The 18945-nt window shown below is 61.3% G+C and carries 17 protein-coding genes; 7 read left to right on the top strand and 10 right to left on the bottom strand.

Annotated features, from left to right (window positions below):
• Positions 1-12: 12 nt before the first annotated feature.
• Entirely contained in the window at positions 13-1275 is a 1263-nt protein-coding gene (locus tag ACSQ8V_RS20640; RefSeq protein WP_436206967.1) for a virulence factor family protein, read from the bottom strand.
• The gene (gene mprF, locus ACSQ8V_RS20635; protein ID WP_436206966.1) at positions 1272-3866 is read right to left on the bottom strand and encodes a bifunctional lysylphosphatidylglycerol flippase/synthetase MprF; all 2595 of its coding nucleotides are present in this window, start codon (positions 3864-3866) and stop codon (positions 1272-1274) included. Before mprF ends, ACSQ8V_RS20640 begins: the two co-directional genes overlap by 4 nt.
• Positions 3867-4213: 347 nt before the next feature.
• Between mprF and ACSQ8V_RS20630 the strand changes: the two genes are divergently transcribed.
• Complete coding sequence (locus tag ACSQ8V_RS20630; protein ID WP_436183444.1) at positions 4214-4570, top strand: hypothetical protein; 357 nt, start codon at positions 4214-4216, stop codon at positions 4568-4570.
• A 16-nt stretch (positions 4571-4586) separates the two neighbouring features.
• On the opposite strand, the gene ACSQ8V_RS20625 is transcribed toward ACSQ8V_RS20630, so the two are convergent.
• The 5 genes from ACSQ8V_RS20625 to ACSQ8V_RS20605 all read right to left on the bottom strand — a co-directional run bounded on the left by ACSQ8V_RS20625 (position 4587) and on the right by ACSQ8V_RS20605 (position 9506).
• Positions 4587-5132 carry a hypothetical protein gene (locus tag ACSQ8V_RS20625; RefSeq protein WP_436206965.1) on the bottom strand — a complete coding sequence of 182 codons (546 nt, stop codon included), beginning with the start codon at positions 5130-5132 and terminating at the stop codon, positions 4587-4589.
• A 238-nt stretch (positions 5133-5370) separates the two neighbouring features.
• Positions 5371-6438, bottom strand: coding sequence for an ABC transporter ATP-binding protein (locus ACSQ8V_RS20620; RefSeq protein WP_436183442.1), 1068 nt, complete (start codon positions 6436-6438; stop codon positions 5371-5373).
• A gap of 14 nt (positions 6439-6452) precedes the next feature.
• Entirely contained in the window at positions 6453-7286 is an 834-nt protein-coding gene (locus ACSQ8V_RS20615) for an ABC transporter permease (protein ID WP_213764396.1), read from the bottom strand.
• Complete coding sequence (locus ACSQ8V_RS20610; protein WP_231937196.1) at positions 7283-8146, bottom strand: ABC transporter permease; 864 nt, start codon at positions 8144-8146, stop codon at positions 7283-7285. The genes ACSQ8V_RS20615 and ACSQ8V_RS20610 overlap by 4 nt, the downstream gene beginning before the upstream one ends.
• Before the next feature lie 220 nt (positions 8147-8366).
• Entirely contained in the window at positions 8367-9506 is a 1140-nt protein-coding gene (locus ACSQ8V_RS20605; RefSeq protein WP_213764395.1) for an ABC transporter substrate-binding protein, read from the bottom strand.
• A 486-nt stretch (positions 9507-9992) separates the two neighbouring features.
• Here ACSQ8V_RS20605 and ACSQ8V_RS20600 point away from each other — a divergent pair, with 486 nt between their 5' ends.
• Positions 9993-10763 (top strand): DeoR/GlpR family DNA-binding transcription regulator, encoded by a 771-nt coding sequence (locus tag ACSQ8V_RS20600; RefSeq protein ID WP_436183440.1) that lies wholly within the window; start codon positions 9993-9995, stop codon positions 10761-10763.
• 4 nt (positions 10764-10767) lie between these two features.
• Here ACSQ8V_RS20600 and ACSQ8V_RS20595 read toward each other — a convergent pair whose 3' ends face one another.
• Complete coding sequence (locus ACSQ8V_RS20595) at positions 10768-12441, bottom strand: Na/Pi cotransporter family protein (RefSeq protein WP_436206964.1); 1674 nt, start codon at positions 12439-12441, stop codon at positions 10768-10770.
• A gap of 196 nt (positions 12442-12637) precedes the next feature.
• Between ACSQ8V_RS20595 and ACSQ8V_RS20590 the strand changes: the two genes are divergently transcribed.
• From ACSQ8V_RS20590 to ACSQ8V_RS20575, 4 genes are all read left to right on the top strand, one after another.
• Positions 12638-13321 (top strand): HAD family hydrolase, encoded by a 684-nt coding sequence (locus ACSQ8V_RS20590; RefSeq protein WP_436206963.1) that lies wholly within the window; start codon positions 12638-12640, stop codon positions 13319-13321.
• Between the two features lie 1110 nt (positions 13322-14431).
• Positions 14432-15709 carry a NupC/NupG family nucleoside CNT transporter gene (locus ACSQ8V_RS20585; RefSeq protein ID WP_436206962.1) on the top strand — a complete coding sequence of 426 codons (1278 nt, stop codon included), beginning with the start codon at positions 14432-14434 and terminating at the stop codon, positions 15707-15709.
• 10 nt (positions 15710-15719) lie between these two features.
• Positions 15720-16109, top strand: a complete 390-nt coding sequence (locus tag ACSQ8V_RS20580) for a cytidine deaminase (RefSeq protein WP_436206961.1) — start codon at positions 15720-15722, stop codon at positions 16107-16109.
• Positions 16106-17071 carry a nucleoside hydrolase gene (locus ACSQ8V_RS20575; protein WP_436206960.1) on the top strand — a complete coding sequence of 322 codons (966 nt, stop codon included), beginning with the start codon at positions 16106-16108 and terminating at the stop codon, positions 17069-17071. The genes ACSQ8V_RS20580 and ACSQ8V_RS20575 overlap by 4 nt, the downstream gene beginning before the upstream one ends.
• On the opposite strand, the gene ACSQ8V_RS20570 is transcribed toward ACSQ8V_RS20575, so the two are convergent.
• Together ACSQ8V_RS20570 and ACSQ8V_RS20565 are read right to left on the bottom strand one after the other, a co-directional pair.
• Complete coding sequence (locus tag ACSQ8V_RS20570) at positions 17068-17742, bottom strand: alpha/beta hydrolase (protein WP_213768025.1); 675 nt, start codon at positions 17740-17742, stop codon at positions 17068-17070. The two genes, ACSQ8V_RS20575 and ACSQ8V_RS20570, sit on opposite strands and share 4 nt — an antisense overlap.
• 26 nt (positions 17743-17768) lie before the next feature.
• The gene (locus ACSQ8V_RS20565) at positions 17769-18158 is read right to left on the bottom strand and encodes an MAPEG family protein (protein ID WP_213768024.1); all 390 of its coding nucleotides are present in this window, start codon (positions 18156-18158) and stop codon (positions 17769-17771) included.
• Between the two features lie 89 nt (positions 18159-18247).
• On the opposite strand from ACSQ8V_RS20565, the gene ACSQ8V_RS20560 reads away from it, so the two are divergent.
• Entirely contained in the window at positions 18248-18646 is a 399-nt protein-coding gene (locus ACSQ8V_RS20560) for a PPC domain-containing DNA-binding protein (protein WP_213768023.1), read from the top strand.
• Positions 18647-18945 lie beyond the last annotated feature (299 nt).

The following is an 18945-nucleotide window of genomic DNA, read 5'->3' as shown; positions in this document are numbered from 1 at the left end:
CCGCCGCCCGGCTCAGGTCCGCGCGGCGATCTGCTTCTGCCAGCTAGTCAGGATGCGTCGCGCGAGCACGTTGTAATCGCCGCCGAAGTGGTGATCTCCCGTGGTCTTCACCACTTCTATTCCGGTCTGCGTCAGCGCGGGACACAGCGTATCTTTCTCGGCCGCGCCGTAGATGCATTGCACGATCGACGGCGGCAGTTTCGCCAGTTCCGGCTGCACTTTCAACGCATTCTTGCTCGCCGGCATGCCGAGCCAGCCCGTGACGCGAATCTGGAAATCGGCGTCGGGCGCAAAGCCCATCAGCGATACAAACGACACCTTCGCGCGCACCGAATCCGGCAACCGGTTATAGGCGAACGGCATCACGTCCGCGCCGAACGAATAGCCGATCAGCGCGACGTGCTCCGAATGCCAGCGCGCGCTGTAAGCCTGGATCACGCGTGCGAGGTCGTGGCTTGTCTGTTCGGGCGTTTTAGCGCTCCAGAAGTAACGCAGGCTGTCGATGCCGATCACCGACACCCCATCCTTCTGCAACGACTCCGCGATAGTTTTGTCGAGATCGCGCCAACCGCCGTCGCCGGAAATCACAATGGCAAGCAGGTTCGTCGGACGCGAAGCGGGCAGTTCGATGAGCGGCAAATCCGATACGTCTTCGTCGCGCATTTGCTCGACCTTCAGATGCGGCGCGGCGAGCGCGAGCAGCGCATCGGCCTGCGAGTCGCTGACGGGCTGCGTGGTCTTATCGAAGAAACCGGGCAGGCCCTTCGCGTGCGTGATGGTCGGATCGGGCGGGCACAGCTTGAAACGCGCGTCCAGTTGGGGATCGGGATTCAGCGCGAGCGCACCCGCGACCGTATTATCCGGCGCCTGGGCAAGGATTTTCGTAGCGAGCACGCCGCCCTGCCCCGTGCCCATCAGGATCGGCGCGAAATAACGGCTTGATTGCACCTCGCGTTCAAGTTGATGGCTCACCGACTCGGCATCGCCGACCAGGTTGTGGCAAGCCTCCTTCTCCGCCGGCAATTTCGCCGCGTAACGCGCCGTGTCCACGCCTACCACCATTGCGCCGTTTTTGGCTAACGCATCGGCGGTCTGGGTGTCGGCAGGGGTCCAGTTTTTATCGGAGAACAGCACGACAAAACCGCGCATCGGGCCGGCGGGTTTCGTGAACGTCACGTCGCCATAACGACCGCCGGCCAAGGTGCCGGCATGGGCCATTGAAACTGACAACGCAGACAGCAGGGAAACAACCGCGAATTTCTTGAAAAATGTCATGAACGCCAGCCTCCCGCCAGCAACGAGAGATCTGCAAGCGTGAAAAACACGCCGACCGAGCCGGATGCCGCGAGATAACGCGGTTCCCAACGCGGCTGGAACTTGCTCTTGAAACCGCGCAAGCCCCGGAAATTATAGAAACGCCCTCCGAACCGCCAGACCAACCCAGCCAGCCGATGCCACGGCGAAGCAAGCGGTGTCGGCTGCATGCCGGACAAAGGCGCAATGCCCAGGCTCAAGGTCTGGAACCCGGCCTGCTTCAAATGGAGCGCGAGCTTCGTGAACAGATATTCCATTGCGTACGGTGACGCGTCAGGCTGATGCCGCATCACGCCGACCGTGGCCTCGGTGTTCAGATCGGTCGTCATGAACGTGACGAACGCCACCGGCTTGCCTTCCTGACGCACCAGCAACACGGACTGCGCGGCGAGGTAATCGTCGGTGAAGGCCGCGACCGAGAAGCTTTTTTCGCGCGCTTCGCGGCTTCCAAGCCATGCATCGGAAATCTCGCGCAGGATCGGCATATGTTCAGGAACGTGCCGCGAATCGATGACTTCTACGTCGAAACCATCGCGTTCACCGCGCTTCAGCGCGTATCGCAAATGGGCGCGATGCGATCCCTTCAGGTCGAAATCCTCCAGCACCACATGCGCTTCCTCGCCGAGTTTCATCAGCGTGAGGCCGGCATCGAGGTACAGCGGCAGCGCGTCGGCGCGAACCTGGTAGAACGCGGCGCGGCCGCTGTGCGCATGCGCCATTTCCACGAACCGGCGGATCAGTTCCGCCCATTCGCGGCGCGGCCCGACCGGGTCGTGCAGCGCCGCCCAGGTCCGGCCGTGTTTCGCGTACATCAGGAACGCCTCGCGCGAGGTCGAGAACAGGAAACTCTTGTCGCCCATCATCGCGAGGCCGGCGTCGCTGCGCTCCTGCGCGCGGAAAATGCGCGCAGCATCGAGCAGATCCTGCGGCGCGGGTTTCTCGAACCGCCCGGCCGCCGGCCGCAGCAATTGCCACACGGCGAACAGCGCGGCGGACAAGCCCGCCGCGAGCGTCGCGCGCAATGCGCGCGGCGCACGTTCGTCGAAGGCGAATTGCCACCAGAGGTCGCGGCTGTAATTGACATCGCGAAAGGCGAACAACATGATCCAGACCGCCAGCCCGATCACAATCGCCACCGACACCAGCCAGCTCGCCGTGAACCGCTCAGCCAGCAGCGACGAGCGCCGGTTGAAGCGGTCGCGGGTCGCCAGCAGCAACGCGATCAGCAGCGCGAGCACGCCCGTTTCGACAAACGCCAGCCCCTTCGCCATCGACAGCGCCAGGTTGGCCACCGCGAGCGTGATGGCGAGCCACCAGGCGGCGTCAAGCCGGCGCAGCAAACCGCGCGCAACGAAGAGCAGAACCACGCCCAGCACGCTTCCCAGCAGTTGCGAGCTTTCGAGCACCCACAACGGCAATACGGCTTGCAGCACCTCAATGCGTTTGCCGAACGCGGGCGTGGCGCCGGAAATCACGAGCATGCCGCCGACCACGAAGGTCACGACGCTCAGGAACACGGGCGCGAGCTGCGACACATTCGATGGATTCAAAAACGCGAAGCGTCCCTTGAGCGCCCGGCCTTCGAACGCCGCCAGAACGAATGTGGCCGCGATCAGCGGCAGGCCGAAATAGATCGCGCGATACGCCAGCAGCGCGGCCAGCATCTCAGGTGTCTTCACGCTGGCGCCGAGCGCAAATACCATCGCGGCCTCGAACACGCCGACTCCACCGGGCGTATGGCCGATCATGCCGAGCAGCATGGCGGCGGAAAACACCGTGAGGAATTCGCCGAATCCGACCTGGGCATGCGGCAGCACGGCCCACAGCGCGAGCGCGGCGGCGGATACGTCGAGCGTGGCGAGCAGGAGTTGCGCAACCAGGTCCCGGCGCGCCGGAATGGTGACGGCGAGCCAGCTCCAGCGCGTTTGCAGGGTTCGAGGGACGGTGCGGCACAGCACGATCATCACCACGAATCCGATCAGGACTGCGCCGCCGATGAATCGCAGGATATCCGGCGATACATGCAGCATGGCGGCGAGGGTATCGGCAGCGCACACCATGCCGATCGCCGTCATCAACGCCAGCGCGAGCGCCAGCGTGACGCTCGTGAACACCGTCAGGCGGCCAACCTGCGCGGGCGTGACACCCGCGACGCCATACACGCGACAGCGTACGGCGCCGCCGGTCAGCGCACCAAAACCGGTCGCGTTGCCGAGCGCGGATGCGACCGTCGCACCCACCCACAGCACGGAACGGGGCACTTTGGTGTCGAGGTATCGAAGGCCAACGGCGTCGCGGCCGACCAGCGCCACGTAGCTCAGCACGGTGGCGGCGAGCGCCCCGGCCCACGCCTCGAAGCGAAGCACGCGCAAGTGGTGAACGACCGTTTTATAGTCGACGGCGTGCGACAGATGCTCGAAAACCACCAGCAGCAGCGCGCATACGACCAACGCGAGAACTGGCGCGGTGAAACGCTGCAACCGCCACGCTTTGGGCAAACGAAGCAGCGATTCCAGCAAAGGGACTGAACTGACACTATTTCTGCGAGACATGCGGATTACCGGACTTGCTCCAACGCCTTCTGGCCTCGCGGCTTGTTGGCGTTTTGTTGGTTCTTGGTTCTGATCGGCAGATGCCGGACCGTTGCACGTCTATCCGGCGCTCGTTCAGATTTCAAAATCCTGAATAGAACGTTACGGTTAGCAACGGTTGTATAACGGCGTAGGTTGACGGGACTTAAGAAAAGTGTGGGAGTCTATGCCGTTCGGACGAGTCCAGCAGCGGTTTTGTGCGCGTTCGGGCGGTTTTCTTCACACCTGATCGGGTGAGCGGTTAGCATCTTGGCTCCGATGCTCGCCTTCGGGCGCCGCATTTATCATCGATAAAAAGGTTCTACCGCATGAAAACGCAACGCCTCGCCGCCGCCGTGGTTCTCTCCGTCGCCGCCTTCGCCCTGAGTGCCTGCGCGACCCAATACGATTCGCTGATCAAGACGGTGCCCGTCGGCTCAGGAACGTCGCATCTCGCCACGCTGCCGTTCGTTGCATGCGTGAAGGCGAAATGGGCCACGCGGCCGCTGAAGATCGGCGAATACTCGCCGAACGCGGACGGCGACGTGATCACCGTACACGGCGCGAACGGGCAGACCATGTTGCTGATCGACGCGGAACCGTCGGGGAACGGCACGGGATATACGATTTACGGCGATATCGTCAGCGCGTCGGCGTACGTGGCCGACGCCCACAAGTGCGACTAAACGACGCACAGTACGATCAGCCCGCACCGCCCTTGAGATCGGTGTAAGCCTGGTGCGTACCCACGATGCGCCCAATCAGATAACCATCCGACGCGCACGCATTCACCCGCTGGTCGCCGTTCCATACGATCTTGTACTGCTCGTCCTGCAAACGGATGGCTGAGGGATCGAACTGAGGCTGCGGCGCACCGGTGGTCTTGCCGCCGTCGCGCGCCTGTTCCATCACGAGGCGATTCCACGTGTAGGCATAACCGTACTGGACACCGTCGGCGAAGGCGTCGAGATCGCAGACCTGCCGGGGTGGCGTAATGGAGACTTCGGTCCGGTAGCCGCTGGGACCGCCAACCTGAATCCGTTGTGCGCCTGGAGCGCCGGAAGAATCGACCTGTGCGGAACGTCTCGGGGCGGGTTGCGGTTTGGCGGCGGCGACCTGCGCGGTGGGTGGTGGCGGCAGTGCGCTGCTGGCGCCGCCAGCGGGAGGCAGGGGCGCGCAGGCGCCAAGAACGAGAATCGATGCGGCGAGGGAAACGCCTAGAACCTTCAGATGGGTGGTAACAATCACGCTTTTGCTGTCCGTCTCAAAATAAACCGAGCCCTACCTTAACATTTTGAGACGGAGGCGGAGATTGCGTCGCTTTTGGGAAAGATGAGCGAATGGCGACGGCGTTGGGAAAAACGGAGGTCGTACCGGTGCGGAAATATGGAATCGCCCCGGTTCGCACAACAAAAAGGCCGCCTGCGCGATGCGAAGCGGCCTTTTAAACCAGCGTCTGTCGTCAGTTGCTTCAGCTAGCCAACGGTCAAACCCCCTCCTCCAGCACCAGCAAATTCTCATGCGAGAACCCGAGCGCCACGGGTTGTCCGCGTTCCGGCAAGCGCCGGTTCGGGTCGTTGAATACATCGAGTGAAATCACAGACTGATCCACGCGCGTCCTGATCCGCACCACCGCGCCGAGGAAATTGACCTCCTCGACCGTCGCCGCAAGCGTATTGCGGCCGTTCGCCGGCGCTTCCAGCACGATCGCCTCGGGCCGGACCGCGAGCATGCGCTGCTTGCCGGCATCGGCGGAATTGAGCGCGTGCGAGGTCCGCAATTCCTGGCCGCCGACCACGATCTTCCCGCTCGCCGGATCCACCACCTGTCCCGACAGCAGGTTCAACGTTCCGACAAACGACGCCACGAAACGCGTACGCGGAAAGTTATAAATCTCCGATGGCGTGCCGATCTGCTCCACGCGCCCCTCGTTCATCACCACGATACGGTCGGAAATCGACAGCGCCTCCTCCTGATCGTGCGTCACGAAAATCGAAGTAATGCCGAGCTCGCGCTGCAAGCTGCGAATGTCCTCACGCAACGAGACGCGAATCTTGGCATCGAGAGCGGACAGGGGTTCATCGAGCAGCAGTACCTGCGGTTTGTTGGCGAGCGCCCGCGCGAGCGCCACCCGTTGCTGCTGACCACCGGACATCTGCCACGGATACCGGTCGGCAAGCTGAGGCAGCTTGATCAGCTCTAGCATTTCCTTCACCCGCGCCTTGATCTCGGCCTGGGGCCGCCCCAACACCTTCAACCCGAAGCCGATGTTGTCCGCCACCGTCATGTTCGGAAACAGCGCGTACGACTGGAATACCATGCCGACCTTGCGTTGCCGCGTGCGCACATGGGTGACGTCGCGACCGGCGAGCTTGATCGTGCCGCGCGTGGGGGTTTCGAAGCCGGCAATCATTCGCAGCACCGTCGTCTTGCCGCAGCCCGAGGGCCCAAGGAAGGTGATGAATTCGCCGCGCTCGATTTGCATATCGAACTGATGCAGCACGGTGTTCGTGCCGAACGTCTTGGAAAGGTTTTCGATCTCGAGAAGTGCCATGACAAGCCTGCCCTTTAAATTTTTTGTCCGGCGAGAGCGCGCGCCGAGCCGAAGACCTGAATAAGCCCCATCGAGGCCCACGTAATAGCGAACGCGATGATTGCAAGCGCCGAAGGTTCATACGCCCGGTTCGCGCCGATCAACTGCAGATACGGCCCGAACGCGGGGCGGTTGAGCAAGCTCGCCAGCGTGAATTCGCCGATCACCACCGCGAACGTCAGGAACGCGCCCGACAGGATCCCGGAACGCACGTTCGGAAAGATGATCTTGAAGAGGATGGTCGGCCAGTTCGCGCCCAGGCATTCGGCCGCTTCGGTCAGCGAGCGGACATCGACGGCGCGCAGGCCGGCATCCACCGAGCGGTACATGTAGGGCAAACACAGCGTGACATAACCGCAGATCAGCAGGAAGTCGGTCGCGCGCTCGTTGCCGGTGAGCGGCAGGAACGAACTGCTGTTGTAGATATGCAGATAGCCGAACACGATCACGATAGCCGGTATCACCAGCGGCAGCAGCGTGATGAATTCGATCAGCGGACGCAGCTTCGGCAAGCGCAACTGCACCCAGTAGGCGGTCGGCACAACCAGCAGCACCCCAAGCACGATAGCGAACACGCCCATCATGATGGAGTAGCCGAACGACGCCTGGAAATGCGGATCGGAGAGGACGACGCGGTAGGCATCGAAGCTGTATTCATCGCGACGCATCTTCAGGCTGAACTCCACGGTCGCCGCCAGCGGCAGCAGGAAGTACAGCGCGCCGATAACCATCGCGATCCACGCGCCCGCCCGCGTCTGGGCCCGAACCTTGTTGTCCGGTACCGGAGTGACTGTGGTGACGGTGCTCATCGACGGCCCCTTTCAGCGCGTGAGCGCAACCAGATATAACCGCCGTTGGACAAGCCGGTCACGAGGACCATGCCGAGCGCGAGCGCATAACCGAGATTTTCGTTGTGCAGCACGTCGCCGCGAATCTGCGCGTACAGCACGATTGGCACGATATTGAGCGAACTGCCGGTAAGCGCATAAGCCGTCGCCACCGCGCCGAACGCATTGGCGAACAGCAGCAGCGTGGCGCCGAGCACGCTCGGCCAGAGCACCGGCAACGCGACGAACATCCAGTAGTGGTACGCACTGCCGCCAAGGCAATCGCAGGCTTCACGCCATTCGCGCTTCAGGCCGTCGAGCGCCGGCGTGATGATGAGAACCATCAGCGGAATCTGGAAGTACAGGTAGGTCAGCGTCAGCCCTGTGAAGCTCAGGATGCTGAAGCCCGTGGAATACAGGTTGATGCCCACATACTTCTTCAGCAGCACCGTGACGAGCCCGACGCGCCCGAGCGTGCAGATGAACGCAAACGCGAGCGGCACGCCCGCGAAGTTCGACGCCACCCCGGAGAACGTCATGAGCGTGGGGCGAATCCATACGGGCAGCTTGCCCTGCACGGCGGCCCACGCCAGCAGGAGCCCGAGCACGCCGCCGCCCAGTGCCGACGCCGCGCTGACCTTGAAGCTGATCCAGTACGCGTCGAGCACGCTGGGCTGCAGCAACTGGCGAAAATTCTCAAGCGTGAAATGGCCTTGCGGGTCCTGGAACGCGCCGACCATCAGCCACGCGGTGGGCAGCAGCAGGAACAAGACGGCAAACGCGAAAAACGGTAAGACGCCGAGATAATTCCACGCGGGCGACACGCGTCGCGCCGCCTTCATGCCGGGACCGAGCGACGGGTTCGACTGTTCCGCGCGCTCCTCATGTCCGGACATGGGCGTGGCGATCTTCGATGAAGTGCTCATGATGTCGCTCTCGACTGACAGGCCGCGCTGGGGACCAGGCACAAAGCGCGAGCCGGAAGGGTAGCCGGACCTCAGGTCCGGCTACCCGTGCACTACGTTACTTCGTACGACTACTGCATGTGACTAATTCAAGCAGTTACTTCACGTTGGCGCCGACTACCTGATCCCATTGCTTCGTGATGAGCGCCTTCGAAGCGTTTTGTTCGTCGAGCGTCGGGAACACCACGTTCTTGTAGGCCGATGGCGGCGGCAGCTTGGCGAGCAGCGCTGCCGGGATCTTCTTGTTCGCTTCGAGGTCCTTGAAGCGGATAGGATGGCAGTAGCCGGTGAGCCAGCCAATCTGGCCTTCGTCCGAATACAGATATTCCATCCACAGCTTGGCCGCGTTCGGGTGCGGAGCGTAAGCGCTGATGCCCTGCACGTAGACGCCGGCCACGACGCCGGTCTTCGGCACGACCACCGCCACCTTCGGATTACCCTTCAGCGTATCGCGATCCGCCAGCGCGTTGTAGTCCCAGCGCACGATGATCGGCGTGGTGCCTTGCGCCAACGATGCCGCCTTGCCGATCACCGGCACGAAGTTGCCGTTCTTGTTCAGCGTGCTGAAGAAGCTCAGGCCCGCAGCGCCGGCCTTCGATGCATCGCCCTTGCTTTGTGACAACCCGGCTGCGTAGACGGCTTGAATGGCCTGGTTAGCCGAGCGCGGATCACCCGCGAGTGCAACGGCGTTCTTGTAGTCGGGCTTGAGCAGATCGGGCCAGTCGGTCGGGACCTTGTCGATCATGTCGGTGTTCACTTCAAACGACAGCACGCCGTAGTAATCGCCGTACCAATAGCCGTCCTTCTCCTTGGCCGAATCCGGAATCGACGCCCAGGTCGACACCTTGTAAGGCTGCAGCAAGCCGGCGGCCTGCGCCGTCGGCCCAAACGACAAACCGACGTCGATCACGTCCGGTGCCTGTGGTCCCGTATTGCCCTTGTTCGCCTTGATGGCTTCGACTTCGTCACCCGAGCCAGCGTCCGGATTCAGCTCGTTCACCGTGATGCCGTATTTCGCCTTGAAGCCCTCGATCAGCGCGCCATAACCGCACCAGTCGTGCGGCAATGCGATCGTGGTCAACTGGCCTTCCTTCTTCGCAGCAGCGATGAGCGATGCCGGCGGCGCCGCCACGGCCTGCCCCGCGACCGCGGTCAGCGCGGCGATAGCTGCCGTAATGGATGCCTTGCCGCTCAAGCGGCGAAATGTGGTGGTCACTCGCAACCCGTCTTGATTCATGGTGTTTCCATCCTCTGCCTGCGTGCTTACGTTTTTGGAAAGTTGCGTGCTGCGTGCATGCTGCATAGTCCGAAACTTGTTTTTAGTGCGCACTCACATCTGGCGCGCACGCGACTCTGGCGGCCAAATGTTTAAGAACAATGACGACGGTGAAAAAGACAACAATCCAGGACTGTTTTCAGGCACTGCGGAAGACCCAAGGGAACTATCCGCGAGTGTGACGGAGAGACTAAGTTCAAATACCCAAATTCGCAAGTATCCAAAAAAATGCAACCTCGGCAGCGCCAGTTCTTGTTAATCTTTCAACTGGGTTTTCGGGTAACACGTGGCGCTCGACAACTAATTAATATTGGCGACACACAGGCGACACATAGTCCGTTCACAAGACTTAAGGCTGCTGAGCTGGATCGGCGGCCATGTTGCTTCTAGTCATTTTCTATTCGTTTTCACCAGTACCCACTCGACTTCAACGCTCAGGAATACAGCATGTGGCAGGAAGATCGGCATCAGAGAATTCGCGCGCTGCTTGCCACGCTTGAACGCGTGTCGACCGAACGCATCATGGCCGAACTCGGTGTGTCGCGCGAGACGGTCCGGCGCGATCTGGTAGATCTGGAAGCACTAGGTGAACTGCGGCGCGTGCATGGCGGCGTGACGCGCCCGGCAGACGAAGCACCGATCGCCGAGCGCAGCCACACGCACGTCAAGTCGAAGAACGCCATTGCACGCGCAGCGACCGCCTTGGTCAGCAGTGGACAAACCCTGTTCATCGATGCCGGCACGACCACCGCCATCCTGGCTGAAGAACTCGCCAAGCTGGCCAACCTGACCATCATCACGAACTCGATAGACGTCGCCCAGAAGATGCGGGCAACCGGCGAAAAGACCGAGTCAAGTAACGAGATCATCCTGCTCGGCGGCTCGATCAGCGACCGGGCATTCGCCACAGTGGGCGGCACGACTGTCTCCGAAATTCTCAGGTACCGCGCCGACGTGGCCTTGCTCTCGCCCGTCGCCATCGACCACCGGCATGGCGCAACCAACTTCGATCACGCTGAAACCGAGGTGGCCCGTGCCATGGTCGCGCATGCCGACCGGGTAGTGATCCTCGCTGACTACAGCAAGATCGGACAGTGCAGCAGGATTGCGTTTTGCCCGATCAATCGCGTGGATACGCTGATCACCAACAAGAAAGGCGCCGAAGGTCCGGCGCTGCTTTCATTGCGCAAGAAGCTGCCGCAAGTCATTCTCGCCTAGCGTTTTAAACGCTGTCGTTACCGTAGGTCGCGTCGAGCACGCGGCGGCGCAGCCGTGTATCGCGCAATGCGCCGGCAGCGTCGAGTACCGGGTAGGCCGTCGAGCAGAACAGCGAGTTGAGGCGCTTGAGGTCGCTGATGATGTCGAGATGCAGCGCGCTGGTCTCAATGCTGCGCGCGCTCTGCCCGGCAAGCCGGTCCAGGTGCGCGTACGAATAACTGCGTTCGAGATCACGGAACCGCTCCTTCTCTGCCAGCAAGCGCTCGGCGCTGCGCAAGTCGCTATTGAGAAACACGCTCAGGCCCAGTTGAAGATTGAGGATCAGGCGTGCGTGCAGGTCCTCCAGTTCGCTTAAGCCCTCCGGCGAAAACGCCAGCCGGTGCATGATCTTCTTCTCCTGGATATTGGTCACCACGCGCTCGATGATGTCGCCCGCATGTTCCAGGTTGATCGTCAACGTAATGATGTCGGTCCATCGGCGGCTATCCGCTTCGTCGAGTTGCTCGCGTGAGATGCGCGCCAGATAGGTCTTTACCGCTGCATAGAGCTGATCGACGTCGTCGTCCATGCGGATGGTCGAGCGTGCCTTGACCGGGTCGTTGGCCCGCATCAGGTCGAGCAGGTTGTCGAGCATGGTGCGGATGATGTCGCCAATCCTCAGCGCTTCGCGCGCGGCATTCGCCAGCGCGAGCGTGGGCGTGGAGAGCGCGACGGGATCGAGATACAGCGGCCGCAGTTCCGGGTTCGCTTCGGGCCGGTCCGGCAGCAGCCGGTAACACAGGCGCGAGACCGGATCGATCAGCGGCATGCACGCGACGCAGCGCACCATGTTGTAGACCAGATGGAATGTGATCACTGCCTCGCGCGGATACGGGATCACTGCGCCAATTCCCTGCGCGATCCACGGGGCGAACGGCAGCACGATCAACGCGCCGGCCAGCTTGAAAAGCACACTGCCGAGCGAGAGGCGCCGGCCGGCGGGGTTTTGTCCCAGTGTGCCAATCACCGCAAGCAGACCGCTGCCCAGGTTCGCACCGATCACGAGACACACCGCCACCTTCAGCGAAATCACGCCCGACGACGCCAGCGTCGCAGTCAGCAGGACCGCTGCAAGACTGGAGTAGGAAATCATGGCGAAGGCCGCGCCGACCAGCGTGTCGAGCATGGAGTCGCCCGTCAGCGCACCGAACATGATCTTCACGCCCTCGCCCTGCATCACGGGCTGGGCGGCCTCCACAATCAGGTGCAGAGCCAGCAGGATCAGCCCCAGCCCGATGACCGTGCGCCCTACCTGGCCCGTGCGTGTCTGTTTGAACGACAGGAACGCGATCACGCCGCCGAGCAACAGGATAGGTGACAGCCACGAGAGATCGAGCGTGAGCACGCGCGACATCAGCGCCGTGCCAACGTCCGCGCCGAGCATGATCGCCAGTCCCGGTGCGAGCGGCAGCAGGCCTTGCGCCGCGAACGACGAAGCCAGCACGGCGGTCGCATTGCTGCTCTGGACCAGGCTTGTTACGCACAAGCCCGCGCCGAACGCCCGGAAACGGCTATTCGCACTGCGTCCCAGCACGCGCCTCAGCTCGGCGCCGAAGACCCGCAGGATGCCGGTCCGGACAATGTGCGTGCCCCATACCAGCAACGCCACGCCCGACAGAATATTCAAGAGAATCAACATGAGGCTATGTCCGCTGTTCGTTCCGACTGTACTGCCATTCGTGCCATGATGCCACGCAAATGAGTTGTACAATTTTGCTTTGTTGTAGTTTTGGGTATTTAAAGTTACGATCGAATCGTGTTGGTCGACCTGCGCCAGACGGTATGGTCTGGCGCACTTTCTACCGGTAATCAGGGGCTTAATCGAGGGCTGTGGGATGAGTCGTACTCTGGCGCTGTTCGATCTGGATCACACGTTGCTGCCGCTGGATAGCGATCAGTCGTGGGCACGCTTCTACGCCACGTTGGGTTTCGAGGGCAGTGCCGACCATGCGGAGGAAATCGATGCGTACTATCAGCAATACGTCGCCGGCACGCTCGACATGGACGAGTATCTGGGCCTGACGCTCGCCCCGCTCGCCCGTCATCCGCGAGCGCAACTTGACGCGTGGCATGCAACCTTCATGAAGACGGTGATCGAACCGGCCATCCGTCCTGAAGCGCTTGCGTTGCTGCGCCGTCATCTTGACGCGGGGCACTTGTGCTGCATCGTTACCGCGACCAATGCGTTCATTACGGCGCCCATCGCGAAGACGCTTGGCGTTGAACATTTGCTGGCAATCGACCTCGGCACTGAAGGCGATGATCCGCTCGGGCGTTACACCGGTCGCTCGGTGGGGGTGGTGACTTTCCGTGAAGGCAAGGTTGTGCGCACCGAGCAATGGTTGGCGTCCCAGGGATTGAAACTGGCGGATTTCGAAGCGAGCTATTTTTATAGCGATTCTGTCAATGACGTGCCGCTGATGGAGCGTGTCACCCATCCGGTCGCAACCAATCCCGATGCGAAATTGCGGGTGATTGCTGCTGAGCGCAACTGGCCGGTCATGGAGTTATTCGCTTAGGGGTTTGGTTTTCGTTCGCACTCGGGGGTTGGGTTTGCGGGCGTTGGTCAGGGTCAGGTTGTAGGGTTAGCGGTCGGGGTTGATGCCGGGTTGGTGCTTTCAGTGTTAGTGGTCTGCAAGAGTCGGATTTTCTCTTTATCACTATTAGCCACTGTGCGTGGCGGCACGTCATTTCTTTGTCCAAAGCGACAAAGAAACGAAGCAAAGAAAGCGCTTTCAAACCACGCTACCCTAAGTGTCCACAGCGTGCAGTTTTGATTCATAGGTGCCCCAAAAGCACGGTGCTCGCCAGAGCGGAGGATGTGTGAACCCCTCCTTCTCCGAACACCGATACCCACACGCTTCGCCACCAGTGATTGAACCTGCCCAAGGAGCACCCCGCGCTATCCGCGGATAACCTCCCTCCAACTTTGTGCGCATAACGAACCACATCGCTAATCCACCAAGAAACAGAGCCGCGCGGATGCATGAGGCCGTAGCCGGCGAAAAGAAATGTGCATGCTGCGCAATAGCCCACCAAACATGAAGCCGTAAGTATGCGTTCGGCCGTATAGCCCACCAAAAAAACAGCGCACGCTTGACCAACGCTCCAAGAAAGGCGGCAGCGAATACGCGTGAGGCCGTGCTGGTCCCTCGGCAAATGTGCTTGCCCGAGAGCGTACGGGGCGAAGCGTGTTCGTGTCAGGATTCGCGAGAAGGAGGGGTTCACACATCCGTGGCTCTGGCGAGCACCGTGCTTTTGGGGCACCTATGAATCAAAACTGCACGCTGTGGACACTTAGGGTAGCGTGGTTTGAAAGCGTTTTCTTTGCTTCGTTTCTTTGTCGCTTTGGACAAAGAAATGACGTGCCGCCACGCACAGTGGCTAATAGTGATAAAGAGAATATCCGACTCTCGCAGACCACTAACGCCGAAAGCACCAACCCGGCATTGACCCCGACCGCTAACGCCGGAACCCGGCACCCCGGCATAAACCCCGACCACTTAACCGCCTAAACCCAACCCCGCCCCAAGCCCGACCCGCGCCAGCAAACCCTCCCGCCCTATTCTCCAAACCCCACACATGGCGTAGCATCCGCCCATTCCTCCGACAAACATAAACAACGAGACATGACCCTGATCGCGCGCAATCTGCTTGGCATCGCCGTACTGCTGCTCATCGCTTTCATCTTCTCCACCAATCGCCGCGGCATTCGCCTGCGCACCGTCGTGCCCGCGTTGCTGGCGCAGGTCGGCATCGGCGCCTTCATCCTGTTCGTGCCCTTCGGCAAAAGCGTGCTCTCCGCTGCGGCAGCAGGAGTCAACCACGTACTCGGCTACGGCAACGCAGGCATCGAATTCCTGTTCGGCGGTCTCGTTCAATCGAAGATGTTCGAACTCTTCGGCAACGGCGGTTTCGTCTTCGCCGTTCGCGTGCTGCCCGCCATCATCTTCGTGACCGCATTGATCTCAGTGCTCTATTACCTCGGCATCATGCGCTGGATCGTGATCGTGCTCGGCACGATCTTCCAGAAGCTGCTCGGGGTGTCGAAGATCGAATCGTTCTCGGCCGTCACCACCATCTTCCTGGGTCAAAGCGAAATGCCGGCAGTCGTAAAGCCGTTCGTGCGCGACATGACCAACGCGGAACTGTTCGCCGTGATGTCGAGCGGTATGGCGGCAGTCGCCGGTTCGGTGCTCGCGGGATATGCGGGCCTTGGCGTGAAGGTCGAATACCTGCTCGCTGCATCATTCATGGCTGTGCCGGGCGGACTGCTGTTCGCCAAGATCATCCACCCCACGAGCGAAGCCAGTCGCGTCACGCTCGAGAACCTCAGCTTCGACGAAAAACGCCCGGCGAACGTGATCGAAGCAGCCAGTTCCGGTGCAACCGTCGGCCTGAAGATCGCGGTCATGGTCGGCGCCATGCTGATTGCGTTCGTCGGCCTGATCGCGTTGCTCAACGGGATCGTGGGTGGCATCGGCGGCTGGTTCGGCGACCCTAATGTATCCATGCAATCCGTGCTCGGCGCCGTGTTCTCGCCGCTCGCGTATCTGATCGGCGTGCCCTGGGATCAGGCCGCGCTCGCGGGCAACTTCCTCGGTCAGAAACTCATTCTCAACGAGTTCGTGGCCTACGCGTCGCTGTCTCCGTATTTGAAGGACTCCGCCAGCGTCGCCGCGGCTGGATTGCAGGTGCTCGATCCGCGTACCATAGCGATCTTGTCTTTCGCGCTGTGCGGCTTCGCGAACTTCTCGTCGATCGCCGTGCTCACCGGCGGCTTCAGCGCGGTTGCGCCGGAACGCCGCGCGGAAGTGGCACGCTACGGCCTGCGCGTCGTGCTCGCCGCCACACTCTCGAACCTGATGAGCGCGACGATCGCAGGCATGTTCCTGACGCTGAACTAAGGAGAAAATCATGACAATGGACGAGTTGCTCGAGCGCGCGAAGAACGCGCGCGAACGCGCTTACGCACCCTATTCAAGGTTCAAGGTCGGCGCAGCCTTGCTCACAAAAGATGGCAGTGTTTTCGATGGCTGCAATGTCGAGAATGCATCGTATGGACTGTGCAATTGTGCGGAACGTACGGCGTTTTTCAGCGCGATTGCCGCAGGTTACGCGCGTGATCAATTTGCTGCGCTGGCCGTGATCGGGGACACGGACGGCCCCATTGCGCCCTGCGGCGCGTGCCGTCAGGTGATCATTGAACTGGGCGGCCCCGAGTTGAGCATTCGCCTCGGCAATCTCAATGGCGCGACCCGCGACACTACCGCCCGCGAACAACTGCCCGACGCGTTCTACCTATGACAATCCACAAGGTCATCTATGACACCGATCCGGGTGTCGACGACGCCATGGCGCTCGTGTTCCAGGCGCTGCATCCCGAGATCGAACTGCTTGGCATCACGAGCGTGTTCGGCAACGCGACCATAGAAACGACCACGGCTAACGCGCTCTACCTGCGCTCGCGTTTTGCACCCGGCGTGCCAGTAGCGCGCGGCGCGGCGGCGCCGTTGCATCGCGTGCCACCTGCGCCGCTCGGCTGGATTCACGGCGACAACGGTCTTGGCAATATCGAACTGGGCCAGCTCGCCGATACAACGCTCGACGCGCGCCCCGCGTATCAGTTCATGATCGATACGGTTCGCGCGTTTCCCGGTGAAGTGACGCTGATCGCGGTCGGTCCTTTGACGAATCTGGCGCACGCGCTGAAAGCCGACCCGGGTATCGCCGGGCTGGTGAAGCAGGTTGTCATCATGGGCGGCGCGTTCGGTACGGCCGGCTTGCTCGGCAACGTGTCGCCAGCAGCCGAAGCCAACATCCTGTGCGACCCCGATGCAGCGGATCTCGTGCTCGGCGCGGCGTGGCCGGTCACGCTCGTCGGTCTCGACGTCACGCAAAACACGATCATGCCGAACCAATGGCTTGCATCGATTCGCGATGGCGCAGGCGAGGCCGGCCGTTTTGTGTGGGACGTATCGCGGCATTACGCGCAGTTCCACCAGGACAGCGCCGGACTCGAAGGCATCTATGTCCACGATTCATCGGCGGTGGCGTACGTGCTGGCTCCGCATCTTTATACGGTGCGCAAGGGTCCCGTGCGGGTGCTGACCAGCGGTATCGCGACCGGTCAGACGATACAAAAACCGTCGACCATGCGCGTTCCCGCGCCGGACTGGGATGACCGTCCGGCGCAGTCGGTCTGCATTGGCGTGGACGCAGCCGGCATGCTCGAGTTGTATAAAAACACCTTGTTCAAGGCGCTTTAGCCGCCCAGTCTTGCGCCTAGCCACGCGCGCAAGGCCTCGACTTCTTCGCCGCAGACAGAATGCTGCATCGGGTAGGTATGCCATTCCAGCTTGCAACCATGCGCGAGCGCGAAGTCGCGGCCTTGAATAGCCAACTCGATAGGCAGCACAGGGTCTTGCGTGCCATGTGCGGCGAAGATAGGCGTGTCGCGATTCGCTTCGCTGAACGCCGCATCGATCAAACCAGGCGACGGCACGTAACCGGACAGCACGATCAGTCCCGCGAGTTTCTCGGGATGCGTGAGCCCCGCCGTGTAGGTCATTGCTCCACCTTGCGAAAAACCTGCCAGGAAGATCTTCGAAGTCGGAATACCGCGCTCGTTCTCACGCGTGATCAGTTCGCGAATCCGTTCGCACGACGCCTTCAGGCCAGCTTCATCGACCCGGCGGTTCACGCCTTCGAACGACAAAATGTCGTACCACGCCCGCATCACATAACCGTTGTTGCCGGTAACCGGCATTTCGGTGGCGTTCGGAAAGACGAAACGCACAGCGGGCAGATCGCCCAGGCGCAACTCGGGCACCAGCGGGATGAAGTCGTTGGCATCGGCGCCCAGGCCGTGCATCAGGATCACGGCGAACTCGGGATTCGGCGCGGTTTCCACGTCGATGGTGGTGAGCAAAGCGGTCATTGACTGGACTCCGGTTTCAGATGGTTTTAGATAATAGGGACGAGAACAAGGATGATGCCGAAAAGCGAAACGAGCCATACAAGCGAGCGCAGAAATGGAACTCCAGCCGCATACAAGGGCAGGTAGACCACGCGCGCGACGATGTACAACCACGCGCCCCACAACGTCAGCGTGCCTTCGCGGCCGGCCATATGCGCGATCAGGATAGCGATGGCGAATACGGGCAAGGTCTCGAACAGGTTGTTCTGGGCACGCATCAAACGGCCAGTCACCTTGCCGACGGGCGGTCCCGGCTGGTCACGCGGTCCGCCGTTATGTCCCAGGCCCGTTTCTCGGCTGCGCACCACCGACGGCAGCAGCACCTGGATAAGGGCAAGGACAAGTGTCCAGGCGAGTATATGAAGTTCGGTTGTCATGGGAAATGTCAGTTTGATTGGGGAGCGATGTGCGAAGCCGGAATCATCATGCCATCATTGATACACCGCGTAGCCTTGGGACTTCACTCATGCAAACACTTCCGGTGCGCCTTATGCCCGGCGACGACCTGCGTGTTGCGCTTGAAACAATCGCGCGGGACCAGGCCATTGGCGCCGCGTTCGTGATGCAGGGCATCGGCAGCCTGAGCGTGGCGAACCTGCGTTACGCGGGCATCGACCAGCCGACCCGGCTCACCGGTGACCTCGAAATCCTGACGCTGGCCGGCTCACTTTCAGCCGACGGCGCGCATCTTCACATGGCGGTCTCGAATGCCGAAGGCCGCGTGGTCGGCGGCCATGTATCGGCGGGATGCATAGTGCGGACGACGGCGGAAATCCTGATCGTTTGTTTGGACGGCGTCCGCTTCTCACGCGATCTGGATCCGCGTACCGGCTTTCCCGAACTATCGATACACCCTCAGGACTGATGCCGCGACGGCCCTGGCCTCGGCCTATACCGGTGCGTCGATTCGATGCTCAAGATACACGCCACCAGCCTGACTGTTCCCAGCGTAAAGCCTGCCAGCACATCGCTTGCGAAATGGGGTATCCGGAATAACGTGCGGAAACGGGTCCCACTTCCAAGTTCCGGATACCCACATCGTTACGCTGTCACCGGCACTCAACAGCCCTCTGAAGAGGGCTGTTTTTTGCTGTTTTCAATAGCTTATAGTGCAGCAAGTTCAGGATAAATAATTGCTTATAGGCTATCATAGCGGAATGATCT

The organism is Caballeronia sp. LjRoot31, assembly GCF_964253885.1.
GTDB lineage: Bacteria > Pseudomonadota > Gammaproteobacteria > Burkholderiales > Burkholderiaceae > Caballeronia.
This window is presented reverse-complemented; position numbering and strand designations above follow the sequence as displayed.